This is a genomic window from Halopseudomonas sp. T1L2 (genome assembly GCF_055397385.1).
In genome coordinates this window covers 349,572-375,002 of sequence record NZ_AP040865.1, presented here as the reverse complement: position 1 = coordinate 375,002, position 25,431 = coordinate 349,572, and the positions used below count along the sequence as shown (strand labels likewise).

General features: G+C 54.9%; 23 protein-coding genes. 6 read left to right on the top strand and 17 right to left on the bottom strand.

Annotation, left to right across the window (positions count from 1 at the left end; translation table 11 throughout):
* Positions 1 to 197 precede the first annotated feature (197 nt).
* Genes ACZ5WQ_RS01750 through ACZ5WQ_RS01740 form a run of 3 tightly spaced genes read left to right on the top strand, consistent with a single transcriptional unit; the run spans position 198 to position 1,457 of the window.
* Positions 198 to 491 (top strand): hypothetical protein, encoded by a 294-nt coding sequence (locus tag ACZ5WQ_RS01750; RefSeq protein ID WP_088276569.1) that lies wholly within the window; start codon positions 198 to 200, stop codon positions 489 to 491.
* A gap of 5 nt (positions 492 to 496) precedes the next feature.
* Positions 497 to 964, top strand: a complete 468-nt coding sequence (locus ACZ5WQ_RS01745) for a flavodoxin family protein (protein WP_269687670.1) — start codon at positions 497 to 499, stop codon at positions 962 to 964.
* A gap of 4 nt (positions 965 to 968) precedes the next feature.
* Entirely contained in the window at positions 969 to 1,457 is a 489-nt protein-coding gene (locus ACZ5WQ_RS01740) for a SprT family zinc-dependent metalloprotease (RefSeq protein WP_269687671.1), read from the top strand.
* Here the strand turns inward: ACZ5WQ_RS01740 and ACZ5WQ_RS01735 are convergent.
* Complete coding sequence (locus ACZ5WQ_RS01735) at positions 1,432 to 2,268, bottom strand: spermine/spermidine synthase domain-containing protein (RefSeq protein ID WP_464383013.1); 837 nt, start codon at positions 2,266 to 2,268, stop codon at positions 1,432 to 1,434. The genes ACZ5WQ_RS01740 and ACZ5WQ_RS01735 overlap by 26 nt on opposite strands.
* Before the next feature lie 438 nt (positions 2,269 to 2,706).
* On the opposite strand from ACZ5WQ_RS01735, the gene ACZ5WQ_RS01730 reads away from it, so the two are divergent.
* The 3 genes from ACZ5WQ_RS01730 to ACZ5WQ_RS01720 all read left to right on the top strand — a co-directional run bounded on the left by ACZ5WQ_RS01730 (position 2,707) and on the right by ACZ5WQ_RS01720 (position 6,484).
* On the top strand, positions 2,707 to 4,572 hold the full coding sequence (locus ACZ5WQ_RS01730; protein WP_464383012.1) for a monovalent cation:proton antiporter-2 (CPA2) family protein: 1,866 nt from the start codon (positions 2,707 to 2,709) through the stop codon (positions 4,570 to 4,572).
* Positions 4,573 to 4,639: 67 nt separating this feature from the next.
* On the top strand, positions 4,640 to 5,479 hold the full coding sequence (locus tag ACZ5WQ_RS01725) for a CvfB family protein (protein WP_464383011.1): 840 nt from the start codon (positions 4,640 to 4,642) through the stop codon (positions 5,477 to 5,479).
* 339 nt (positions 5,480 to 5,818) lie between these two features.
* Positions 5,819 to 6,484 (top strand): SGNH/GDSL hydrolase family protein, encoded by a 666-nt coding sequence (locus ACZ5WQ_RS01720; protein WP_233049365.1) that lies wholly within the window; start codon positions 5,819 to 5,821, stop codon positions 6,482 to 6,484.
* A gap of 627 nt (positions 6,485 to 7,111) precedes the next feature.
* Here the strand turns inward: ACZ5WQ_RS01720 and pgi are convergent.
* The 16 genes from pgi to ACZ5WQ_RS01640 form a co-directional block, all read right to left on the bottom strand.
* Complete coding sequence (gene pgi, locus ACZ5WQ_RS01715) at positions 7,112 to 8,761, bottom strand: glucose-6-phosphate isomerase (RefSeq protein ID WP_464383010.1); 1,650 nt, start codon at positions 8,759 to 8,761, stop codon at positions 7,112 to 7,114.
* A gap of 1 nt (position 8,762) precedes the next feature.
* A complete protein-coding gene (locus ACZ5WQ_RS01710; protein ID WP_464383009.1) occupies positions 8,763 to 10,055 on the bottom strand; it encodes a UDP-glucose dehydrogenase family protein in 1,293 nt (430 codons plus the stop codon).
* 24 nt (positions 10,056 to 10,079) lie between these two features.
* Positions 10,080 to 10,961 (bottom strand): UTP--glucose-1-phosphate uridylyltransferase GalU, encoded by an 882-nt coding sequence (gene galU / locus ACZ5WQ_RS01705; RefSeq protein WP_464383008.1) that lies wholly within the window; start codon positions 10,959 to 10,961, stop codon positions 10,080 to 10,082.
* Between the two features lie 291 nt (positions 10,962 to 11,252).
* Positions 11,253 to 12,431 (bottom strand): DegT/DnrJ/EryC1/StrS family aminotransferase, encoded by a 1,179-nt coding sequence (locus ACZ5WQ_RS01700; RefSeq protein WP_464383007.1) that lies wholly within the window; start codon positions 12,429 to 12,431, stop codon positions 11,253 to 11,255.
* A gap of 52 nt (positions 12,432 to 12,483) precedes the next feature.
* On the bottom strand, positions 12,484 to 13,137 hold the full coding sequence (locus tag ACZ5WQ_RS01695; RefSeq protein WP_464383006.1) for an acetyltransferase: 654 nt from the start codon (positions 13,135 to 13,137) through the stop codon (positions 12,484 to 12,486).
* On the bottom strand, positions 13,130 to 13,741 hold the full coding sequence (locus ACZ5WQ_RS01690; protein ID WP_464383005.1) for a sugar transferase: 612 nt from the start codon (positions 13,739 to 13,741) through the stop codon (positions 13,130 to 13,132). The genes ACZ5WQ_RS01695 and ACZ5WQ_RS01690 overlap by 8 nt, the downstream gene beginning before the upstream one ends.
* A gap of 7 nt (positions 13,742 to 13,748) precedes the next feature.
* Complete coding sequence (locus ACZ5WQ_RS01685) at positions 13,749 to 14,918, bottom strand: glycosyltransferase (RefSeq protein WP_464383609.1); 1,170 nt, start codon at positions 14,916 to 14,918, stop codon at positions 13,749 to 13,751.
* 2 nt (positions 14,919 to 14,920) lie between these two features.
* On the bottom strand, positions 14,921 to 16,051 hold the full coding sequence (gene wecB / locus ACZ5WQ_RS01680; protein WP_464383004.1) for a non-hydrolyzing UDP-N-acetylglucosamine 2-epimerase: 1,131 nt from the start codon (positions 16,049 to 16,051) through the stop codon (positions 14,921 to 14,923).
* Positions 16,052 to 16,067: 16 nt separating this feature from the next.
* A complete protein-coding gene (gene wbjC, locus ACZ5WQ_RS01675) occupies positions 16,068 to 17,186 on the bottom strand; it encodes a UDP-2-acetamido-2,6-beta-L-arabino-hexul-4-ose reductase (RefSeq protein ID WP_464383003.1) in 1,119 nt (372 codons plus the stop codon).
* Positions 17,187 to 17,188: 2 nt separating this feature from the next.
* Positions 17,189 to 18,223 carry a polysaccharide biosynthesis protein gene (locus ACZ5WQ_RS01670; protein ID WP_464383002.1) on the bottom strand — a complete coding sequence of 345 codons (1,035 nt, stop codon included), beginning with the start codon at positions 18,221 to 18,223 and terminating at the stop codon, positions 17,189 to 17,191.
* Entirely contained in the window at positions 18,213 to 19,547 is a 1,335-nt protein-coding gene (locus tag ACZ5WQ_RS01665) for a hypothetical protein (protein WP_464383001.1), read from the bottom strand. Before ACZ5WQ_RS01665 ends, ACZ5WQ_RS01670 begins: the two co-directional genes overlap by 11 nt.
* 44 nt (positions 19,548 to 19,591) lie before the next feature.
* Positions 19,592 to 20,776, bottom strand: a complete 1,185-nt coding sequence (locus ACZ5WQ_RS01660) for a glycosyltransferase family 4 protein (protein ID WP_464383000.1) — start codon at positions 20,774 to 20,776, stop codon at positions 19,592 to 19,594.
* A gap of 100 nt (positions 20,777 to 20,876) precedes the next feature.
* Positions 20,877 to 21,785: an ATP-grasp fold amidoligase family protein gene (locus ACZ5WQ_RS01655; RefSeq protein ID WP_464382999.1), complete on the bottom strand. Its 909-nt coding sequence runs from the start codon at positions 21,783 to 21,785 to the stop codon at positions 20,877 to 20,879.
* A complete protein-coding gene (locus ACZ5WQ_RS01650) occupies positions 21,775 to 22,902 on the bottom strand; it encodes a CapA family protein (protein ID WP_464382998.1) in 1,128 nt (375 codons plus the stop codon). The genes ACZ5WQ_RS01655 and ACZ5WQ_RS01650 overlap by 11 nt, the downstream gene beginning before the upstream one ends.
* A complete protein-coding gene (locus tag ACZ5WQ_RS01645) occupies positions 22,895 to 24,193 on the bottom strand; it encodes a lipopolysaccharide biosynthesis protein (protein WP_464382997.1) in 1,299 nt (432 codons plus the stop codon). The genes ACZ5WQ_RS01650 and ACZ5WQ_RS01645 overlap by 8 nt, the downstream gene beginning before the upstream one ends.
* A gap of 43 nt (positions 24,194 to 24,236) precedes the next feature.
* Positions 24,237 to 25,403, bottom strand: coding sequence for a nucleotide sugar dehydrogenase (locus ACZ5WQ_RS01640; RefSeq protein WP_464382996.1), 1,167 nt, complete (start codon positions 25,401 to 25,403; stop codon positions 24,237 to 24,239).
* Between the last annotated feature and the right edge of the window lie 28 nt (positions 25,404 to 25,431).

Genomic DNA, 25,431 nt, shown 5'->3' with positions numbered 1-25,431 from the left:
GGATCGGTTCCAGGCAGGTAGGGGGTGCAAATGGGGGTCTTGGTGACCCACGGATATTTATATTCAGCTGTAAACACCCTACCCCATCAGGGCCGCGATGACCAGCGCATGAGCGGAAGCGGCCCTGGCCGGTTTGCGCGGCGGAGCCGTCGGGTTACACTCGCCGAAAGGTTCCTCGCAGAGACACAGACTTCCGCATGGCCACACTCAAAGATCACGCCCGCACACTGTGCGCTCCCCTGCTCGCCCCGCTGGAACGCGGCGACGAGCCATTCCACTACGCGCCCAAAAGTCGCCTGATTCTGGTCATCATGTGCGCCCTGTTTCTGACCATCGCCATCGGCCTGGCGGTCTTGCTGCCCTCCGGCAGCGATCCGTTCTTCCTGCTGCCGGTCGCCGTGTTCGGCCTGATCGGCCTGGCAGGTTTGCTGATTGCCTGGTTGGGCAGCGACCGCGCCGTTTCGCGGCTGTGGAACAGCCGGCAAGGGTGAGCGAAATGCCTCGCAAGCAGCTACTGATCGTCGCCCACGCCCCCTCGCCGAATACCCGGCGCCTGGCCGAAGCGGCCCTGCGCGGCGCCAGCCATGCCGATATCGAGCAGGTAGACGCACGCTGGGTGCCGCCGCTCGAGGCGCAACCTGACGACGTACTGGCGGCCGATGCGATTCTGCTCGGCACCACGGAAAACCTCGGCTACATGAGCGGCGCCCTGAAGGACTTTTTCGACCGCTGTTATTACCCGGTGCTGGAGGAAAAACAGGGGCTGCCCTGTGCGCTGTATATCCGCGCCGGCATGGATGGCACCGGCACTCGCCGCGCCGTCGAGTCGATCGTCACCGGCCTGCGCTGGAACTGGGTGCAGGAACCACTGACCCTGCGCGGCGACTGGCAGGACGGGTTTGAGCAGCAGGTAGAAGAATTGGGGCTGTATCTGGCTGCCGGTCTCGACAACGGGGTGTTCTGAGTCGATGGACCGCGTAATCGCCCGCACCGAGGAGTGCTACCGGCTGGCAGAGCAGCACTTTCGCCGCCGTTTTCCGCGCCCCGATATTGAACTGGATCTGCGTGGCCAGCGCGCAGGGGTTGCCTATCTGGATCGCAACCTGCTGCGTTTCAACGGCCGCATGTACCGCGAGAACCAGGAGCACTTCCTGCAGCACACCGTGGCGCACGAGGTCGCGCACCTGATTGCCCATCAACTGTACGGGCATCGCATTCGCCCGCACGGCCGGGAGTGGCAGGGCCTGATGACCGGGTTGTATGGTCTGCCCGCCAACCGCTGCCACAACTACGCGGTGCCAACCCGGCGGGTCACCCGTTACCTGTACCGCTGCGCCTGCCCGGACCCGATGCCCTTTACCGCGCAACGCCACGCCCGGGTTGCCCGTGGCTCGCGTTATCTGTGTCGCCGTTGCGGCAGCCAGCTGCAGTTTACCGGCAGTCGGCAGCAGGGATAGCGTCTTCGGCTCTGCGCAGCACTTCCACATAGGGGCGCAGGCTGTACCCGAGCTGCGGCTCCAGGCTGTCTGCCCAGCGGCGCATCGTATCCTGATCCAGCGGCAACTCGCCCGCCTGCGGAATGAACAGCACGATATTGCCCTCCTCGACTTCCACCTGCAGATAGCGGTCACCAAACAGTTTCTGCAACCGCTCTGCCGCGTAGGGCTGCCCGGTATGGCCCAACTGCCACTGGTTCACCACCATCAGCCCGCCCGGGCGCAGCGCCGCATGGCACTGTTCGAGAAAGTCCATACGCAATTGCAGGGCGGTGATCCCGCCCTCCATATACAGGTCGAGCAGCACCAGGTCGGCACTGGCCTGCTCGCGCGCAATGACCTTCTCGGCGCTGTCGATCAGCACGGTCAGTCGCGGATCATCCGGCAGGCCGAACCAGCGCCGGGCTACCTCCACCACACCGGGGCGCAGCTCCACGGCGGTGATCTGCTGCGGTTGCAGATGGGTCAGCACCGCGCTGACCAGCGAGCCGCCACCGAGGCCCAGCGCCAGCACCCGCTGCGTATCCTCCAGCCAGTAGCCGGCCAGCAGCATGGCGCGGGTGTAGTCGTACTCCAGCCAGGCCGGATTGCCGATCAGCCCGCAGCTTTGCTCGGTCTGCTCGCCAAAGAACAGATAGCGCAGCTCGCCAAGCTCGGTCACCCGGATCAGCCCGAAATCATCGCGCAGGCGCTCGACCTCCCGCTCCTGCTCGCCACGCGGGCGCAACCCGAGCCATGCACCGAGCTGTCTGATGCGCTGCAAAATCGTCATGTCGTGCTGGTTGACCTCTGTTCTGACTGAAATGTGGGGGCGCGGCGGACACGCTACGCTTAGTCCGCCCTACGTATTATCACCGCCGTGACCCAGCATCGTCATCGACTGTTTCGCCAAGCCCTGCGACAGGCCACCGGGGTTGAACGGCGGACACGCTGCGCCTGGTCCGCCCCACGCATTATCCCCGCCTTGACCCGGCACCGTCGTCGAGCCCTGCGACAATTCGCCTGTAGGGTGGTCAACGCACCGCGTTGGCCACCGGAGCTGAGCGGCGGACACGCTGCGCCTGGTCCGCCATGCGCAACTGGACCTGCAGCGTGGCGGTTAAAAAAGCGTCTGTGGCGCATTGAGCAGCAGGCCTGCGAGGGCCTAGAATTGGCCGTCTGGCAAGCTCTTGCCACCTCCCCCAGCCAATCTCCCTTCGGGTATCTCTTCATGCATGAACCGGGCAGCATTCTACAGGTCGTTGTCGTCCTTCTGCTCGCCACCGTGATCGCGGTGCCATTGGCCAAACGCCTGCGTCTGGGCGCTGTGATTGGTTACCTGGCGGCGGGTGTGATCATCGGCCCCGGTGCACTGGCACTGATCGCGCACCCGGAAAGCATGAGCCATGTCTCCGAGCTGGGCGTTGTCCTGCTGCTGTTTATCATCGGCCTGGAACTGTCGCCCAAACGCCTGTGGGTCATGCGCCGCGCGGTGTTCGGCACCGGACTTGCTCAGGTGCTGCTGTGCGCAAGCGTGATGGCACTGCTCGCCTGGCTGGTGTTTGCCCAACCGCTGCAGACCGCGCTGATTCTCGGCCTGGGTCTGGCCCTGTCGTCCACCGCATTCGGCCTGCAGCTGCTGGCCGAACGGCGAGAGCTCAACAGCCCGCACGGCCGCCAGGCCTTTGCCGTATTGCTGTTTCAGGACATCGCAGCCATCCCGCTGATCGCACTGATTCCGCTGCTGGGAGTCCAGCCGGAGGGCAGTGCTGACGGCAACCCGCTAGTGCGAACCGCTGAGGTGCTCGGCAGCATCGCCGTGATCGTGATCGGCGGACGCTATCTGCTGCGCCCGCTGTTCCGCGTGGTCGCCCGCACCGGTCTGCAGGAGGTCTCCACCGCCACCGCGTTGCTGGTGGTGATCGGCACCGCCTGGCTGATGGACATGGTTGGCGTGTCGATGGCACTGGGCGCGTTTCTGGCCGGCCTGCTGCTGGCCGATTCCGAATACCGTCACGAGCTGGAGTCGCAGATCGAGCCATTCAAGGGGCTGCTGCTGGGCCTGTTTTTCATCACCGTGGGCATGCAGGCGGACCTCTCACTGCTGGCCAGCAACGGCAGCGCGGTGGCCCTGCTGACCGCACTGGTGATCGGTCTCAAACTGCCGCTGATCTATCTGGTTGGCCGCAGCGTAGCCGGGCTCGATAGCGCCAACGCGCTGCGTCTTGGCCTGGTGCTGGCCGCCGGTGGCGAGTTCGCCTTCGTGGTCTTCCAGCTGGCTGCCGGGCACCAGCTGCTGAGCCCCGCTCTGCACGGCATGCTGGTGCTGGCGATCACCCTCTCGATGGCCATCACCCCGCTGCTGATTCTCGCCCTGTCACCACTGCTGAGCCGGGCCGCCAGCAGCATCAAGCCGGTTCCGCCAGAGTACGAGCAGATCGAATCCGACAGCCCTCGCGTCGTGATCTCCGGTATGGGCCGGATGGGCCAGGTGATCGCCCGCATGATGCGCGCCCAGCGTGTGCCCTACATTGCGCTGGATACCTCGGTCGACAGTATCGACATGTCGCGCAGCCTCAGCGCCGACATGCCGATTTTCTACGGTGACCCGCTGCGTCCCGAGATCCTGCGCGCGGCCCAGGTCGACAAGGCGCAGTTCTTCATCATCACCAGCAGCGACCCGGACGTGACCCTGCGCACCGCCGAAACCGTGCGCCGCCTGTACCCGGCGATCACTATCATCGCCCGCGCCCGCAACCGTCAGCACGTGCACAAGCTGATCGACCTGAATGTCCTGGCCGTGCGCGAAACCTTCCATTCCAGTCTGGAAATGAGCCGGCAGATTCTGACCGGCATGGGTCTCAGCCCGGAGCAGGCCGACTCGCGTATCGCCCGTTTCCGCCGCCACGATGAAGCGGTGCTGGCGGCCCAGCACAGGGTCTACGATGACGCCGCCGCGGTAATGCAGACAGCCCGTCAGGCCCGTGCGGAGCTGGAAACACTGTTTGATGCCGACCGCATCGAGGTCAACAGCGTGCAGGATGCCGTGGCCGGGGCAACCCAGACAACCGATGCGGATGGCAGGCAACGGCAATAGCGACGACCCGCACTGTTATCGCAGCGCGATAGCCCCTAGAATGCGCGGCTAACTCAGGAGCAATTACATGGCCGACATCGGGCGATTCAACAAACTGCAGATCATCAAGCAGACCGGCTTCGGGCTGTACCTGGACGGCGGTGAAGACGACGAGATCCTGCTGCCCAACCGCTATGTGCCAAAAGACCAGCCCACCGAGGTCGGTGACTGGCTGCGGGTATTTATCTACTTCGACAGCGAAGACCGCATCATCGCCACCACCACGCGCCCGCGCGCGCAGGTCGGCGAGTTCGCCAACCTCAAGGTGGTCGCGCGCAATCAGGTCGGTCTGTTCCTCGACTGGGGTCTGCCCAAGGATGTGCTGCTGCCGTTTGCCGAACTGAAGAAGCCGCTCGAAGAAGGCCAGTACTGCGTTGCCTACCTGTACCTCGACAAGCACACCAGCCGGGTACTGGCGACCACCCGACTCGACCGCTATCTGGACAAGACCCCGGCCCGCTACAAGGTCGGTGATGCGGTCAACCTACTGCTGGTAGAGCGCACCGACCTGGGCTACAAGGCCATCATCAACAGCGAACACTGGGGCCTGCTGCACCGCAACGAAGCGTTCAGGCCGGTCAAGCTGGGCCGCAAGGAACAGGGCTACATTCGCGAAGTCCGCCCGGACGGCAAGATCAACCTCAGCCTGCAACCGGTTGGCGGCCAGGCAGCAGACCTGCTCCAGCAACAGATTCTCGAACGTCTGCAGGCCAATGGCGGTCAGCTCGCCCTGAGCGACCGCAGCAGCCCCGAGGCCATCAGCGAGGCTTTCAACGTCAGCAAGAGCAACTTCAAAAAGGCGCTCGGCGGCCTGCTGAAAAAAGGCGTTATTCGGATTCATCCGGAGCATATCGAACTGGCCAACTAGGCAACGGCCCTCAAACGGCGGACACGCTACGCTTAGTCCGCCCTACGGATCGCCGCCCGACGGAACGCCGCCCGACGTCGGGCGGCATAAGCCAACGGCGTCTCCGCCATGGACACGTCAAGCCAGCGCAAACTCTGACCAACACGTTCACAAACGGCGGACACGCTGCGCTTAGTCCGCCCTACGTATTGTTCTGCCCACTCGCCCGTTTGGGTGCTTGTTTACCAGCCGCTGCCGCCTAACATGCGCGATGCATATTGCGAAAATGTCTCCTTTTGTTTCAACACCTGATTCAGCCTTACTGGAGACCCGTCAGCACAACAACAAAAAGGAATGCCCATGCACACTCTGTTCAAACGCGGTCTGGCCGCACTCGCCCTCAGCACCCTGGTCAGCCTGCCGGCCATGGCCAGCAACCCCGGCATCAGCAGCCCGGACACCATGATCCTTGGCGATTCGATCTTTGCCCTGTCCGGTGATATTCACGAGAACCTGGAAGCCGATCTGGACGAGAACATCGACACCTACGCCCGCTCCGGCTGCCAGCTGACCGGCGGTAACATTCTCTGTTCACGGCTGTATTCGGTAGAAAACCAGTACGCCCGGGCCGACAAGAGCGGCATTCGTACGGTGATCTTCAATGGCGGCGGTAATGACATTCAGCTCAACAGCTGCCGTCCTTCCCTGAGCGCCTGCATGCCGCTGCTCAACGAGCTGGAAGATCGCATCGCCACCCTGGTGCAAAAGATGCGCAATGACGGTATCGAAGAGATCATCTTCCTCGGCTACTACAACGCCGTGGGCAGCGCCGAGGACCTGCAGGACATCAACAACTACAGCATGAACTACAAGGCTGCCGCCTACCCGGGCATGGGTGTGAAGTTCGTCGATGTGCGCGCCGACTTCGCCGGCCGCGAGTCGATTTACATCACCAGTGACGGCATTCATCCGACCGCAGCCGGCTCGCGTGTGCTGTCCAACCGCATCCTGCAGGCCTTGGACTGATCCGCACTGCTAACTCCATGGTCGCCGGGGCTAAACGGCGGACACGCTTTGCTTAGTCCGCCCTACGCGTTATCCCCGCCATGACCTGGCACCGTCACCGGCTCCTTCGCCAAGCCTGCGACAGTTCGCCCGTAGGGTGGTCAACGCACCGCGTTGGCCACCGGGGTTGAACGGCGGACACGCTTTGCTTAGTCCGCCCTACGCATTATCCCCGCCGTGGCCTGGCATCGTCATCGGCTGCTTCGCCAAGCCCTGCGACATATCGCCTGTAGGGTGGTCAACGCACCGCGTTGGCCACCGGGGCTGAACGGCGGACACGCTGCGCTTAGTCCGCCCTACGTATTATCTCCGCCGTGGCCTGGCATCGTCATCGGCTGCTTCGCCAAGCCCTGCGACATATCGCCTGTAGGGTGGTCAACGCACAGCGTTGGCCACCGGGGTTGAACGGCGGACACGCTTTGCTTAGTCCGCCCTACGCGTTATCCCCGCCATGACCTGGCACCGTCACCGGCTCCTTCGCCAAGCCTGCGACAGTTCGCCCGTAGGGTGGTCAACGCATCGCGTTGGCCACCGGGGCTGAACGGCGGACACGCTGCGCTTAGTCCGCCCTACGCGTTGCGCCGCTGATCACGCGCTACCGGCCATGATCCGCGCCAGCAGGCCGGCGGTAGAGGCATCAGCGCCCGGCAGGCGCTCGATGTCGCCGCGGATGCAGGCCAGCGCGTCCACCGCGATGCGTTTGCCCATCTCCACGCCCCACTGGTCGAACGGGTTGATTTCCCAGATCACCGACTGCACGAATACCTTGTGTTCATACAACGCAATCAGCGCCCCCAGGCTGTAGGGTGTCAGTTCGTCCAGCAGCAGGGTCGAGCTGGGTTGATTACCGCGATAGCGACGGTTACGCGGCAAGGTGTCGGCATCCTCTACCGCCGCATCACCGAGTGCCAGCAGCCGCGACTGGGCCAGACAGTTCGCCAATGCCAGCTCGTGCTGGGCCCTCAGTTCGGCCACGGCAAGGCTGTGCTGGGCCTCGCGGTAGCGCCGTGCCGGCACGATAAAGTCGCAGGTGACCGGCTCGGTCCCCTGGTGCAGCAACTGATAGAACGCATGCTGCGCGTTGGGGCCAATGGTGCCCCAGACAATCGGGCAGGTGGCGTAATCCACCGTGTCGCCGGCCAGATTGACCGACTTGCCGTTGGACTCCATCTCCAGTTGCTCCAGGTAGTTGGGCAACTCCTTGAGGCGTCCGTCGTAGGGCAGTACCGCGTGGGCGTTGATGCCCAGCATGTTGGTGTTCCAGATCCCGATCAGCCCCAGCAGCACCGGCAGATTGTCGGCCCAGGGCGCCTGACGGAAATGCTCGTCCATCGCATGCGCACCGGCCAGCAACTCACGAAAACCCGCCATGCCGATCGACAGGGCAATCGGCAGGCCAATGGCCGACCACAACGAAAACCGCCCGCCAACCCACTCCCACAGCGCCAGCTGATTGGCCGGGGCAATCCCCCACTCGGTCATGCGCTCGGCCGCCGCCGACACGCCGACAAAGTGGCAGGCCAAGAGCCCCGGCAGCTCGCCCAGCTCGCGCTCCAGCCAGCCGCGGGCGGTGGCCGCATTGCTCAGGGTATCGATGGTGGAGAACGACTTGGACGAAATGATAAACAGCGTCGCATGCGGGTTCAGGCCACCCAGCAACTGCGACACCTGGCTGCCGTCCATGGTCGAGGCAAAGTGCACCCGCAGCGGTGAATCGTTAGCCGGGCGGGAGTCGGTGAGCGCCTCGGTGACCATCAGCGGACCAAGATCCGAGCCACCAACACCGATATTGACCACATCGGTAATCGCCTCTCCGGTGGCGCCGCGCCACTGACCGCTGCGCACCTTCTGCACGATGTTGTCCATGCGTTGCAACTGGGCCTGAACCTGGGCGTTGATGTCCTCGCCACCAAGCACGCAGCCATGCTCGGCCGGCAGGCGCAAAGCCCAGTGCATCGCGGCCCGGCCTTCGCTTGGGTTGACCGCCGCACCGGAGAACAGCTCGCTCATGTGCTCGGCCAGCCCCTGCTCGGCTGCCAGATCAAACAGCAGCGGCAGCGTGCGGGCGTCCAGCCGCTGCTTGGAAAAATCAAACAGCAGCGGGCCAAAGGCACGATGCAGGCTGTCAAAACGCCCTGCATCGGCGGCAAACAGCTCGGCCAGATGGCTGCTGCGCAGCTCCGCGGCATGCTGCATCAGCGCCTGCCAGGCGGCCTTTTGCGTCAATGAACTGCTCATGTCATCGCCGTCCTATGCCGTAGTAGGTAAAGCCGTTCTGCTTCATAAACGCAGGATCCCATACATTGCGGCCGTCGAGCAGCAGAGGCGCGGCCATCAGCTCGCGCAGGCGCGGCAGATCAGGGCTCCAGTAGGCTTTCCATTCGGTGACCAGCATCAACGCATCGGCACCGGCGACTGCCGCATACGGGTCCTGATGCAGCACCAGATCATCGCGCTCACCCGCCCAGCGGGCCAGCGTGTCGAGCGCACGCGGATCATGCACATGCACCTCAACGCCCTGGGCCCAGAGCGCCTCAAGCAATTTGAGCGCAGGCGCATTGTTGATGCGCGAGGTTTCCGGCTTGAACGCCACGCCCCACAGTGCCACCTTGCGGCCGCGCAGGTCGGTACCGTAATGACGCCATAGCTTGCGAAACAGCACCTCTTTCTGGCGCTCGTTGATATTCAGCACCTCATCGAGCAGCTGAGCCGCCAGGCCGCTGCCTTCGAGGGTCGAGGCCAGGCTCATCACATCGCGGGAGAAACTCAGCCCGCCGAAGCCGCAGCCGGGATACAGGTAGGCATCACCAATCCGCCGGTCAGCGCCCATGCCCTGGCGCACCTGTTCGATATCCACATCCAGGCTGTCGGCCAGATTGGCCATATCGTTCATGTAGCTCAAACGCGTGGCGAGCATGCCGGTGATCGCCAGTTTGGTGAACTCCGCCTCACGCGGGCGCATCGGCATGATGGCGTCGCGGCGGCGATTGAATGGCCGCAGCAGCTCGGTTACCAGTTGGCGGGCCCAGTCGGCATCAGCGCCCAGCAGCCAGCTGTCGGCACGCATGAAACTCTGCAGCGCATTACCCTCGATCAGCAGATCCGGCAGGCTGACCACCGCCCCCGGATTCACAGGCGGCGTATCGCAGTCGAGCAGGGTTTGTTGCAGCAACTCGCTGCTGCCCACCGCAAAGGTGGACTGATTCACCACCAGCCAGCGCCGCGTGCAGCGCTCCGGCAACGCAGCGATCAGCGAGAGAGCCTCGGGCATGCTGTCCGGGTTCAACGCCAGCCAGATCACCGCGGACGGCTGCGGCGGTGCGGCGAGCGGCGCAAGCATCAGCCTGCCGCCTTGCATCTGCTCAGCCATCAGGTCTGCCAGCCCGGCCTCCCGAAAGGGGCACTCGCCGCGCTGCAACTGCTCTGCGTGCGGACCGGCCGGCAGGTGCAACTGCACCTGGTTACCGGTCGAAGCCAGCGCCGTTGCGCTGACCAGGGCGCACAGCGTGTCACCGTAAACATCAACCTGCATGGTGCCTGTCCTCAGCCCGCGCGCTTACTGCGCATAGCGGGCCAGCAATCCCTTGAAATCCTGCCCCAACACCGGATGCTCCAGCCCGTAGGCCAGTGTCGCTTCCAGATAACCCAGCTTGCTGCCGCAGTCGAACGAGCGGCCACGCATGCGATAGGCCTCTGCCCCGGTCTGCTGCATCAGTGCCGCAATCGCATCGGTCAGCTGAATCTCGCCGCCGGCGCCCGGCTTTGTTGCTGCCAGCAGCTCGAAGATCTCACCCGGCAGCACATAGCGGCCCACAATCGCCAGATTGGAGGGTGCCGCCTCGCGGGCGGGCTTTTCCACCACCTGCTGCATCAGCGCCTGCTTGCCCTGATGCAACTGCGCGCCGCCCAGATCAACCACACCGTATTGATGCACCTGCTCCCACGGCACCGGCTCAACCATCACCTGCGCCTTGCCAGTGGCGACAAAACGCTCGGTCATCGCCTGCAAATCAGACACCGCCCCCGCCTGGGCCACCAGCACATCCGGCAGCAACACCGCAAAGGGCTGATCGCCCACCACTGGGCGCGCGCAGGCCACCGCGTGACCCAGACCCAGCGCACGGCCCTGGCGCACCGCCGTAACCTTCAGCTCCGGCGGCGCAATCTCGCGCAGCACCTGCAGCAGGGCGTCCTTACCGCGCCGTGCCAGCTCGGCCTCAAGCTCGTAGTTAACGTCAAAGTGATCTTCAATGGCCTTCTTGCTCGCGTGGGTCACCAGCACAATCTCGTTGATACCCGCCGCCAGCGCTTCCTCAGCCACATACTGCACCACGGGCTTGTCCACCACGGTGACCATTTCCTTCGGAATCGCTTTACTGGCCGGCAAAAACCGCGTGCCCAGCCCCGCTACGGGTAAAACAGCCTTGGTAACCTTCACGGCAACTCCTGATTATTCAAATTCATTCATCCTGTGGGGCGCGACGCCAACGTCCACCCTGCCCCAACCGGCCACGGCATGCCGTGGCCCTACGAATCAACGGCGGCATTAGACAACTGCGGTGCATCGCACACACTGCCCACGCACAAAACACCCTGCACCTGCAGGGACGCGGCATGCCGCGTCCGCACAGAAACCCATAACCCAACCAAGCAAGATTGGCACCACCCCAACGGGATCAATACGCCACCAAAGAACGTCAACCGCTCTAAAACGGCGATCCCGCAATGATCAACGATGCCCAGCCTGCGCCAGAACTTGCTCAATCACTGCACAGGTTTTGGTCATCTCCGCCTCGGTCAGCGTCGGGTGCACCAGAAACATCAAGCTGGTCTCACCCAGCTCACGCGCCACCGGCAAACGCTCCGCCGGCCGCCAGCCGGTATCGTCAAACGCCTTCTCCAGATACACCTCGGAACAGGACCCCTGAAAACAGGGCACGCCTTCGGCCACAATCGCCTCGATAATACGGTCACGCGTCCAGCCAGAAGCCAACCTCTCCGGCACCACCTGAACGTAACACTTGTAATGGGCGTGCACACAATCGGCGGGGAATGCCGGTACGCGCACAACATCAAATGCGCGGCAGGTATTCCAGATACGCTCCGCATTGCGCATGCGCGCCGCCGTCCAGTCGGCCATGCGCCGCAGCTGAATTCGCCCGATCACCGCCTGCAGTTCGGTCATGCGCCAGTTGGTGCCAAAGCTCTCGTGCAGCCAGCGGAAACCCGGCGGATGCTCGCGCTCATATACCGCCTCCCAGCTCTTGCCGTGATCCTTGTAAGACCACATGCGCGACCACAGTTCGCGGTCGTTGGTCGTCACCATACCGCCTTCACCGCCGGTGGTCATGATCTTGTCCTGACAGAACGACCACGCGCCCACATGCCCAATGGAGCCAACCGAACGCCCCTTGTAACGGGCACCATGCGCCTGCGCACAATCCTCAATCACGAAGAGACCGCGCTTGGCCGCCAACGCCATGATCGGGTCCATATCGCACGGCCAACCCGCCAAGTGCACACAGATGATGGCTCTGGTGCGCTCGCTCAGCACCGCTGCAATGGTTTCGGCAGTGATGTTCTGCGAGTCACGGTCCACATCCGCAAACACCGGCACGGCACCTGCCGTCACAATGCTCGAAGCGGACGCCAGAAAGGTACGCGGCGTGACAATCACCTCGTCACCCGGCCCAATGCCCAGCCCCTTCAGCGCCAGATCCAGCGCCTGCGTGCCATTGGACAGCGCAATGGCGTGATTGCAGTCGGCCCAGGCCGCAAACTCCTTCTCAAACTCGCGCCCCTCCTGCCCGGTCCAGTAATTGACCTTGTTGGACAAGAGCACCGCCTGCAGCGCGTCGGCTTCTTCTGAGGTGAACGACGGCCAGGGAGAAAACGGGGTGTTAAGCATTGAAAACCTTCAGGCTATATAAAATCGAACAACGGCTAGGGTGAATGGACACTCAGCTTCTAACCAATGGCTTGGCTGGGTTGCCGACAACGGTAACCCCCGGAGGCACATCCTTTGTCACAACGGCACCCATACCAACGACAGCGCCTTTTCCAATCACCAGAGGTTTCTCAGGCGTGCCTTGCTTGATGATCGCACCAGTACCGATATAGGCATGGTCATGGATATGAATGTTCCCGTTGCAACGCACTCCGGGTGCGAAGGTGACGTAATCACCAATGACACAATCATGCGCAACATAGCTGTAAATGTTGGCATGGAATTGCTTACCGATGCGGATATTCGAGGTTAGCTGCACAAAGTGGCAAAGAATGGCCCCCTCGCCAACCGCTACCTCATCCAGAACCACTACATTGTCAGCCGAGACAGAGAGAACTTGAACGCCATCAGAGGAGCAGCGCGAAACCAGATTTTCTCTAACGGTGCTATTCGCGATAGCCAAAACCACCTGGCGAGTGTCCGCGTCGGAAGCCAGCAACTGGGCATAGGTGAGTACCGGATACCCATTCAACGAGTCAGAAGGTGGCGCATCATCAACAAATACAAAGCGCGTATCCGATTGATCCCCTAACTGCCGAACCACCAGAGGCATGACTTCTCGACCAAAACCACTGGCACCGTAAACCCCGACAAGTACACTAGCCATCTTTCTTCTCGCTTCCGTTGCCATAAAACCGTGTCATCGTTGCCTCCCCTTCCGCACTGATGCCATCACGCACCAGTACCTTTTTTACGGTCAGAAACAACACCTTGATGTCCAGCCAGAGCGAACGGTTATCCACGTACCAAACGTCCAGCTTGAACTTGTCTTCCCAGCTCAGCGTGTTACGACCATTCACCTGGGCCCAACCGGTAACACCCGGCCGCACCTCATGCCGCCGAGCCTGCTCAGGCGAGTACAGCGGCAAATATTCCATCAACAGAGGGCGCGGGCCCACCAGACTCATATCGCCCTTAAGCACATTCCACAACTCAGGCAACTCGTCCAGGCTGGATGAACGCAAGAACTGACCAAAGGGCGTCAAGCGCTCTGCATCGGGCAGCGGGTTACCGGCAGCATCCAGAGCATCTTTCATGGTTCGGAACTTGACCATCTGGAACGGCTTACCGTGCAGACCGGGGCGCACCTGTCGAAATAACACAGGTGAGCCCATCTTGCGGCTGATTTGCCAAGCGACAAAAACGATCACAGGGGCAAGCAGCACTAGACCAAAAGCTGAAGCAAAAATATCGAAAAGTCTTTTTAACATCAGAACCTCAGGGCTTGCCCGGCACAGCTAATCGGAACAACTGGTCGGCGAAATAGGGTACTTTCAGCTTCTCACGCACATCTTCATCCATCAAAAAGCCATCTATTTCACGCCCTTCAAGCGAAAAAAAACAACGCACCAAAGCACTATGCTCCGCAGGACAAACCAGGCCAACCTTCAACTGATTTACCCATCGAGCAACGCTGGTGGTCGCCCCGCACACAGCCAAAACCCCGGCGCCGGATAATGCATAGCCAGAAGATTTGCTAGGGAAGGCGTATTTGGTGACTTCGTCTTCAATAGGCAACAATGCCCAGCGATGCTGACTTACCAACTCTGCTGCGTCGGAGGCCGGAATCACTCCGAGGTAATCCACTTGTTCGTATGCACTCGCCAGCGCTTTGATGTCTGTAGAGTGCACACCACCACCGGCGAAGGTAAACCGAAGCTTCCCCCCTTGTTGCAAGTAATCCCTAATCGCTGTCATCAGCAAGGGAATGCGTTGCAAACGACCTGCGTTGCCGCAGAAAACGATGTCGTTGGGCCGCTGCCCAGTCGGAACATGGGTAACCTCAAAGGAGGGGTTATCCAACAGGTAAATCGGGCGCTCGGTGCGGCTACGCTCTTGGATATAGCTTTTCATATCCTCAGATAGCGTGATGATTGAATCTGCATGGCGCAGAGTGAAATTATCCACCGCTTGCAATAGCTTGAACAAAAGCCCATTGAGCGGTACCACAACATTGGCAGCTTCGGGATGAATGTCTTGCAGGTGGTACACATACCTGGCCCCAAAGAGCCGGCAATACAACGCCACAATGAAAGGCACCGCCACCGGCGGGTTGGTAGAAACATACACATTTGACGGTTTGGAACGAAGCAGACTGACAAACACCCAAAACATAAAGTACAGCGCTTCGAAGATGCGTTTGAACACACTACTGGCCGAGGTTGTATAAGACTTGCAAGCATGCACCTGCACTCGTTCGCCACGCCCCGAACTAGCAAATAGCGCGGACAGGTTGACGTCGGCCTGAGTGATCACACAGACCGAATTATGCTGAGCTGCTCGCTCTGCGAACTGCATCAGCCCTTCGCCGATAACTTGGTCTTGTGGCCAGAAGCTCCGATTTACGATTGCCAAATCTGTTCTTTTACGTGCCATAGCTACAGGCATCTTCAATACTGCTTCCAAACCGTCTGCATTACATAATCCCGATAGCTGTGAATAATGCGCACGACCTTATCGGCAACATTCGGCATGTTGTAGTCGGCAACCAAGCGGAGGCTACGCTTATCACCACGCGCCTGGGTCTCCAAAATGGCCAGCCCCTGAAGCACCCGTTCCTTACTCAGGCCGACCATCATGGCAGCGGCCTCTTCCATACCTTCGGGGCGCTCATGCGCTTCGCGCAGGTTTAGGGCCGGAAAGTTCAGTATGGAGGCTTCTTCATTAATCGTGCCGCTATCAGACAACACCGCCTTAGCGCTCAGTTGAAGCTTGTTGTAGTCCTTGAATCCCAATGGTTTCAGAAGGCGCACATTACGGTGGAATTGCACTCCCATCGCATCGACTCGCTTCTGAGTACGGGGATGAGTGGAGACGATCACAGGATGGTCGTACTGCTCAGCCACGGCATTGAGAGTGTCCACCAGCGCCAGGAAGTTTCTATCTGAGTCCACGTTCTCTTCCCGATGAGCACTGACCACAAAGAACTTGCGCTCAGCCAGCCCCAACCTTTTCAGTACATCCGAGGCCTCAATGCCGTCCCGGTAGTAGTTCAGAACCTCGAACATCGGGCTGCCGGTTTTGATTACCCGATCCGGCGGCAAGCCTTCACGCAACAGATAGTCACGAGCAATGGTGCTGTAAGTCAGATTGATATCAGCGGTGTGATCCACGATGCGGCGGTTGATTTCCTCGGGAACTCGCATATCAAAGCAACGATTGCCGGCTTCCATATGAAACGTAGGAATCTTGCGACGCTTGGCAGGGATGACAGCCATGCAACTGTTGGTGTCACCCAACACCAGCACGGCCTCGGGCTGTACCTCTGCCAGCACCTTATCCACGGCAATGATCACATTACCAATGGTTTCCGCCCCCGTTGCACCGGCGGCACTAAGGAAGTGGTCCGGCTTGCGGATCCCCAAATCCTGGAAAAATATCTCGTTCAGTTCGAAATCGTAGTTCTGCCCTGTGTGTACCAAAATATGTTCACAGTGCTCATCCAGCGCAGCCATCACGCGAGAGAGACGGATAATCTCTGGCCGGGTGCCTACCACAGTCATTACTTTCAATTTTTTCATGCGAGTCTCAATGCTATTAAACTTTGGCGCCAACCGGACGGGCGTAGGTATCGGGATTTACCCTGTCAAAAATCTCGTTGGCCCAAAGCATCACGATCATTTCGTCATCGCCCACGTTGGTGACGTCATGCGTCCATCCCGGTACGGTTTCGACAATCTCAGGCTGCTCGCCTGTAGTGTGTAACTCGTAAAATTCGCCTGTCACGATATGCCTGAATCGGAAGCACGCATGCCCCTTGATGACCAAGAACTTCTCAGTCTTGGAGTGATGATAATGTCCGCCACGGGTAATTCCGGGGTGAGCCGTGAAGTAAGAAAACTGACCTGAATCACTCGTTTTGAGCATCTCGACGAACACACCGCGAGGATCACCATGCCTTGGTACTTCATAGGTGAACCGCGCTGGCGGCAGATAGCTTAGGTACGTGGAATAAAGAGCTCTGACCAGCCCCGTGCCTACTCGCTCAGTAACCATCGTCTGGCGGCTATCGCGGAACGCGTAAAGCTGCTCGGCCAGCTCACCCACGGAAATCTGATATTCAGGCGCGACGCTAACAAACGGCGCGTCAGCTAACGTGCCATCCATCACGGCGATGAACCGACGAACAACATCGTCGATATAAACCAGCCTGATAACGGCGTGCAGGTCGTTGATTTGGATAGGCAGATCGCGCGCGACGTTATGACAAAAGGTCGCAACCGCAGAGTTATAGTTCGGCCGAGCCCATTTGCCAAATACGTTAGGCAAGCGAAAAATATGAACAGGTGAGCCATACGTCTCGAACAGTTCCAACAGTGCCTGTTCTGCCGCCTGCTTGCTCTGACCATAAGGGTTGTTAAGCTCAGCCTGGATAGATGAGGTGTACACCACCGGAACCTGCCTGCCACTGGCCCTGACCGCATTACAGAGAGCCTTGGTCAAATCGGCATTGCCGGTCACGAACTCTTGCGGATCTTGAGGGCGATTGATACCGGCAAGATGAAACACATAGTCAGCCTGAGCGACTAGGCTGGGCAAATCAGCAAGGGACTCTTCACGGGTGAACCGCAAGACATCGACATCTGCCCTTTCGTTCAAGTGGGCAATCAGGTTCTGCCCGACAAAACCGTTGGCGCCGGTAATCAAGACCCTCATGCTCACTCCTCGGGTGTGGCGTGCTCGCCACGCTGAATGGCTTGCATAAATTCCAGTTTCAACAACAGGCGCTGCATGCCGGCCACATCAAGCCGCTCGGTATTATGCGAGTTGTAATCTTCGGACCTGGATATTCTAGTTTCTCCCTGCTCAACGTACTTCGTGTAGTTGAGATCACGCAGATCCGGCGGGACCCGGAAGTAATCTCCCATATCCTCAGCACAAGCCATTTCTTCACGACTCAAAAGCGCCTCATAGAGCTTCTCGCCGTGCCGTGTGCCTATTACCTGGATAGGGTGATCCGGCTTGCCAACAAGATCAGTCAAGGCAAGTGCAAGCGTCTCTACAGTCGCAGCGGGCGCTTTCTGCACGAACAGATCACCGTTATTACCGTGCTCAAAGGCGTACAGAACGAGATCAACGGCATCAGCCAACGTCATCATGAAGCGAGTCATATTGGGGTCGGTCAATGTCAGCGGCTTACCTGCACGAATTTGCTCGATGAACAGCGGAATGACCGACCCACGGGATGCCATCACATTGCCATAGCGAGTACCGCAGATAACCGTCTTGCGCTCATCAACGTTACGAGATTTGGCGACCATGACTTTTTCCATCATCGCCTTGGAAATACCCATGGCGTTGATGGGATAAACTGCTTTATCGGTACTTAGGCACACTACCCGCTTTACTTCGTTCTGGATGGCCGCTTCCAAAATATTCTCAGTACCAATCACATTGGTTTTAACCGCCTCCATGGGATGAAACTCGCAAGAAGGAACCTGCTTTAGAGCTGCTGCATGAAAAATAAAATCCACACCCCGGGTGGCGTTCAGAACGCTGCTGTAATCCCGCACATCGCCAATGTAGAACTTGAGCTTAGGGTTAGCATAGCGCTTGCGCATGTCATCCTGTTTTTTCTCATCTCGACTGAAGATTCGAATTTCCGCAATACCTGTACTTAAAAAGCGATTCAGCGCTGCGTTGCCAAACGAGCCCGTACCACCTGTAATAAGCAGACACTTGTTAGCAAACATTTTTCCCTTCCACATCACGCCCTCCCGGAAAATTTTCACCAATCACTGAACTATTGGGAACACTAAAGACTACAAAGACAGAAAGCATCGCAACCAAAAGAAAATTTACAAAATAAAAGGGCTGAGAAATAGAAGCATTAATCATGGACTGCCAAAACAAGCAAGATAACAAAACAATAGAAAATATCTTCCTGGCAAAAATCATATTTACACCCAAGTCGGCCATCTTTACAAACTTATATATCAAAAAACCATTAACAAAATAGATCCACAGGAACCCAACCAAACCAACTCTATAAACTTGATCTAGGATGTAATTATGAAAACCCGGAGACTCGTGCCCACCCGCACCTAAAAAAAACACCGCCACATTATCAGAAAAAAAAGCATACGCCTTGCTGATAATATTCAATCTACCTGAATCAAAAGTATTATCATAAATAGAAGAAACAACTCTGTCCGAAAGAGGAGACAAGAAGTAAAAAACAAAGAAAAACACTGCTAGCGCAAGAAAAAGAGAAAAATACATGCTAGCACGAATCTTGATCCGACCATGAGAAACCATATAAATAAAGCACGAAAAAAGGACAATAGCAGAACCACTTAGAAACTCCACCAAGAACGCACGCCTACCGCTCGCGGCCAGCAAATAAAGCAAAACAACCGGCAACATCCAAACTAAAACTTTTATCGTTCTAGAGAACTTCTCGCCATCCACTCGCCTTGAGTAGATAACGGCAAAGCAAAGAAACAAATAAAGCGACAATACCCCGGGATAAGAGACAAGAGATTGGTAAAGCAAATAACCAAAAAATGACGAAAACTCTAGCTTTTCATCAGGAGAGATGAATCTATCAGACTCAATCAAAATAGATAAAAAATGCAATCCAAAAAAAACAGCTGCCCCCAATATGGAGACTGACAGGATGGCCAGTCGATCCTCTGCTTTACGCGGAAAACTAAGCATACTTAGAAACAACAAAGGCAGCATAACCTGGACAATTCTAGTCATCGCCAAGCCAGAGACAAACCGAACATACAAAAACAGAGGAAAAACAACAAACAAATAAAAAACCAATAACGCTTTCGGACGCATCACGCACGACATTCTTTCCGGAGAAACCAGAGAACAACAATACCCCAATATTATTGAAAAAAATAAAGCCAAAGCCCCAATAGGAACTGGAATCTTAGGAGAGTCAAGCAGATAATTAAACTCATCAACACGAATTAAAAACAAACTAAAGTCTTGCAACTCAAAGAACAAAGGAATTGGCAGTAGAAAAAAAAGACCTACATACAAATTAAATAAAATTATTTTCATATCAAAAATCTACCCCAACCCAGGGCGAGTTTCTTTAAAAGAATTCAGGTGCGAATACAATCCAAACCAGACAACATCTCATTAAAAACGCCAACCTGAAAACTAGGCGTATAGCCACTTTCAATTACAGCTTGACATGAACGAGCGCTTATGGAACCAGAATCCAAATACCCAATACATCTAACAATAGCTTCATTTAAAGACTGCTGCGACCCATATTCATAAAGCGCTCCGCTTTGGCCCTCTACAACCGCTTCAAACTCAGGCATTTGCATAGCAAAATTACTATGAGTCACCACCGGAACACCGTAAACAAGGGACTGCATTGCCGTCAAGCCCACATTTCCCGGCGAAACACATACATCACAATTAATAATCAAAGACGCAATTTCAACTTGATTATAGCATGCACCATAAAAAACAACTCGAGACATAACACCCAGTCTTATTGCCAACTCCTCGAGCTCGCGGCGGCAACTGCCATCACCAACCAAAAGCAGCCCAACGTTATAGTTAGATTTAAGCAGCGCGCTTAATGCCACGATCAACATATCTAATGATTTACTAGGCTCAAGCCGACCAACAAAAATCAACGTTTTACACTGGGCATCAAAGAACCTACCTGAGCGCTTGATGGTAGAACTTGAGGAATAGATTCTAATCTGCTCATCATAGTCAAGCGAATTATTGATCACCCATAACTTAGCGCTATCAAAACCATGCATCACCAAAAGAGTTTTCGCGTGGCAACCATACAGCAGCATCCCGTTAGCGATCTTATAAAAAGCTAATCGGACAAAAAGCTTTAACCTAGATTCTTTACCATAAAGACCATGCGTCCAGAAAACTACTTTTTTCCCCCTAATACGAGCTGAAATAGCGCTAACCCAAGTAGATAGTCTCCAGGCATCCCCCCAATACACAATTATCTCGTAATCACTAAGCAAACCCAAAGCTACAATTTTGCTTTGCCATACGCACACTCCGCGCACAACATAGTCGCGAATTAACTGCCATCGCACACCACCTTTTTCGTAATCCAGGTTACAAAAATCAGAACTTGCCAACTCAATATTACCATGAGGTAGGCTATCAGCATAAATATCCAAGACGAAATCATTTTCTTTTGCATCGCTTAACTTCTTAAACACAGGATATCTATAATGGGCAAACTTATCCGGCACGAGTGCCACACGTAGCTTTCGCTTTTTTAAAGAAAAAATCGACATATTAGATTTAGAAACCTAGCAAACGTACATAACCAAGAACTGAAAGTAGGCAGCATACGAACAACCAAGCCCGACCCCGCCAGCAAGCCAACATTTAGCACTAAGAGGATCCAATATCTAGAAGATCGCCAAGCCAATGAAGACCATATTCATTATAGTAGTTAGCCATATTACCTGCTGGAGTAAAAGTAAACTCACCGAATATCGGAATTCCATCTTTATCGTAAAAATCTATACGTACAAAAACAAATGGCTTTGCAAGCGCAGCAGCATGCCTGACCATGTCGTCAAAAGATTTTGGCTTAGGAATGCACTCTGTGCTTTCATTTACTTCAAGACCTATAGCCAACTTATTCCAATCAAGATCAAAGAAATCCAACCTCAGGCTCTCATCTCTTTCAGAACAGACCAATACAAGACGAGGAACACCATTGAAACAATAGATTTTATAATCTAGAGGAAGTTCGCCAGCACCATCTTCGATATAATCCTCAACAATAATTCTCGGCTTAATCAATCCGTAATGATATTCAAGCGAGCGCCTAGAGAAGTCCTCCCGCATCCATGCTGCCAACCTCCTAAAAACCTCTCTCTTATTTAATTCGCCCTTATTTTTAGCAATAATATTATAACCACATCCATGAGTGCACTTTATTACAAACTTCTCAGGAAGATGCTCCCAAACAATCTCATTCGGGTCATCATGAACTGAAATCAAATTATTCAAAATTGTAGGATCATAATTATCTCTTATATAACCATAAACCTCATATTTATCCGAACACCTCGCCCTTAACAGCTGATCCTCATTAAACTTCAACCACTGCAGCTTCTCATTAAAGTTCTTGGGCCTATTAAAGTTAATCCAACTTCCAGTATTAACCCAATGAAGTATTTTTGTTGCTAGCACTGGAGAGAGAGAATTCACACCCCGCAGAAAAAACGACCACAACCGTCTAAGTGGGGCCTTAAAACCTTCGGGCAAAACCCTTTTTATTTTAAGCAACATAGTTCTTACTCAACACATCCAGCGCATGCTTAGCCGCATAATGATAAGTTTCATTCCTTACATAATGCAATTGAACCAACCTTTTGTAAGAAGCTTTTCGCCTACCTAAAATGGTCGCCACCAACTCCTTCAACGAACCAAATAAAGTACCATCAAATGGAAGCTGTGAGCCCGACGAAATCAATTGTCTATTTATGTGGCGGTAAGCCGCCAAACTTATTTCGTCGAGTTTCTCATTGTAGTTCTCCACCAAACTTCGGCATAAGCCATTTATATCAACCTCATCTTCGCAAACAAAAACCTTATGGGAATTAGTTACATGATGAACAGGTTCGAAAGATATTGTTCGCCCCTTTTCCAGATGAAGCATTAAAGCATACGAATGATTTTTATAGTTCTTGGCATATCCATAATCAAAATAAAAATTACCTAAGCTATAAAATATTAAGGATTTATTGTAAGCCTCGTAACCTTGCGGAACATGAGGGTGTGAACCAATAACAACATCCACACCAAGATCGCAAAAATATTTATATCTACTACGCCATTCCTTTTGAGGGATGTGCACATCCTCTAACCCGGCATGGGCAAAAAGTAACACAAAATCACACTCTTTCCTTAAGCTAAAAATTTCGGCATCAATCTTATTGTGATTTATCCAAGCATAACCTGCATCACCAATAGTACCAGAGCCATCAAGCACACCAAATTGAGCTTCACAAGCGTTAATTATCCCAACACGAACACCTGCAATATCTCTTACTAACGATTTGTAAGCACTCTGAAAGTCGAGACCGGCACCAACAGTATCCAAACCGACATCATTTGCAGCATCAATTGTTGCTTTTAACCCCGCACGGCCATAATCCATTATGTGGTTATTAGCGAGCAGCACCAGATCAAACCCTTGCTCTTTTAAACCAGTCAACGTTTTTTTATCCTGCTGTAAATGGGGCCCACATTTACTTATCGGTCGACCAAACCCAGCAATCGGAGCCTCGAAGTTACAAACAGAGTAATCAGCACCAGAAATTATACTTTCAAGCTTCGCATCGCAGAGCAATCCGGTATTATTGCCATAGTTAACAACATCACCACAAGCAAATATTTTAGCCATCCACCACCCCAGCGCGATCATAGTAAGCACACTTCACAAAAACTATTGCTATCAATCCGATATTAAGAATCGCCCCCACCACACTAAATAGCGAGACAGCCAACTGATCATCCCGATAACAGTAATAAGCAAAATACAAAACACATGCTCTTAGAACCAAACTCAAGAGCGTATATGCAAGCTGAAATCCCTGAACCCTTATGACAGGAATGACCTTTATAGAGGGGTTATTAATAAACATAAAAAACATCCAAATCGCTAGCCATCGAGCATAATCCCCAGCTTCCGCCCAATCATCACCAAACACAAATGAGAAAAGCGACGGACCAAATATAATCACAATTAAAAAAGGCAACACTCCGACAGCCGCTAGAGCTAAAGTCGCATTGCGAACGAGAGGATAAAGCTCTTCCCCTTTATTAGCAGCTTCACTAATACGAGGATAAAAAACATCACCCACTGACTTACCAATCAGGGCAGCAGGCATCCCCATCACAGTTCGCCCGAGGGTATAAAAACCTGCTGACGCCGGGCCAAATAACGCCGCTAGCATAAGTATCGGCAGACTTTGGGATGCGGCGTTGATTACTCCCTCCGGTGCTCGATAAAAAGCAAAATCACGATATTTATAAGATAGCGACCTTAGGTTTATACCAGTTTCTGGCCCGCACCAGTTTCTTACAGGAAAGCTTCTTCGCACACTAAACCACAGAAGAAACGCGTGAACACCGCTATTAATAGCTTGCATTAAGACTAGAACCATCGCTGCGGGGTAAATCATTCCTGCTCCGGTTTTTGCGGTGTTTAGCGCTATAGACTGTATTAACGCCACTCTGGCCGCTGCCCTGAATTTTCTCTGGCGTATCACGTACTGCTCACATATCTGATGCAATGCAGAAAACAGCATTGCTATCGGCACCAACCATAAATAATCTTTAACAACATCCGCACCTAACAAGACAACCAATAAATCGCCCCAAACTATAATTACAAAAAAAACAAGTAAAAACACCATCGCAGAAATTACAAGGCTAAGCTTCGCAACCATTAGCGCCTCAACATCGCGCTTAGGCAAAACAATTGCTATAGGATAACTCATTGCAGCCATTGGAGTTAAGACCGCAAGTATAGCTATAAATGTACCAAGCAACCCGAATGCTTCTGGACCATATATTCGAGTCACCATTGGAGAGAACAACATGGTAATAACTTGCGCACCCGCAGTTCCCGTCGCGACAACCGCTACGTTGCGAATAAAACGCGAGCGAAATACCTCTCTTATCCAGACCATTAATTAATTTTACTCTTCATCAATAAACCATCCCAACTATAAACTAGTCACTTCCGAATAAATCGCGTGTATAAACCTTCTCCACCACATCCTCTATATCAGGTGAAACCCTGTTCGCCAGTATCACATCTGAATATTCCTTAAATTCTTTCAAATCAGAAATTACTTTTGAACCACAATACAAGCAACCCTCTAATACTGGCTCAAACACCACGACCTCCACGCCCTTCTCTCTTATCCGTCTCATTACCCCTTGAATAGCAGAAGCTCTAAAGTTATCAGAACCCGCTTTCATTACTAACCTATAAACACCTACCACTTTTGGCTGCCCTGCAAGAACGGAGCTTGCAATAAAATCCTTCCTAGTACTATTCGCATCAACAATTGCTCTAATCAGGTTATTCGGTACCTGATCATAGTTAGCAAGCAATTGTTTAGTGTCTTTAGGCAGACAATAGCCGCCGTACCCAAAAGAAGGGTTGTTGTAGTGTGTCCCAATACGAGGATCCAGTCCTACCCCCTCAATTATATGCCTGGTGTCCAGACCGTGTACCTGAGCGTAGCTGTCAAGCTCATTGAAGTAAGCCACGCGCATGGCTAAATACGTATTCGAGAAAAGCTTTATGGCTTCCGCCTCAGTCGAATTTGCGAACAGAACCGGTATATCTTTTTTTAATGCGCCCTGCTGAAGCAGCCCTGCAAAGATTTGGGCGCGCTCGCTCTGTTCGCCGACAATGATCCGTGACGGGTAGAGGTTGTCGTATAAAGCCTTGCCTTCGCGCAGAAATTCAGGGGAGAAGATGACATTGTCGGTGTTGAACTTCTGTTTGACCGACTGGGTATAGCCAACCGGCACGGTCGATTTGATGACCATGATTGCGGCAGGGTTTATGGACAATACATCCTGAATTACGCCTTCTACGCTACTCGTATCGAAGTAGTTAGTTTTGGGATCGTAGTCAGTTGGTGTGGCAATGATCACGAAGTCTGCCCTGCTCAACGCTTGCTGTTTATCCAGCGTGGCTGTCAGGTTTAGCGGCTTATTCTTAAGGTAGTCCGTTATCTCAGCATCTACGATTGGTGAAATCCGATCGTTCAGCATCTCTACACGGTGCTTGGCGATATCCAAAGCGATGACCTTGTTGTGCTGACTCAAGAGAACCGCGTTTGATAGACCTACGTAGCCTGTGCCTACTACTGTGATGTTCATTTCCGTCTTTGCTCTTCCTAGGCATGAT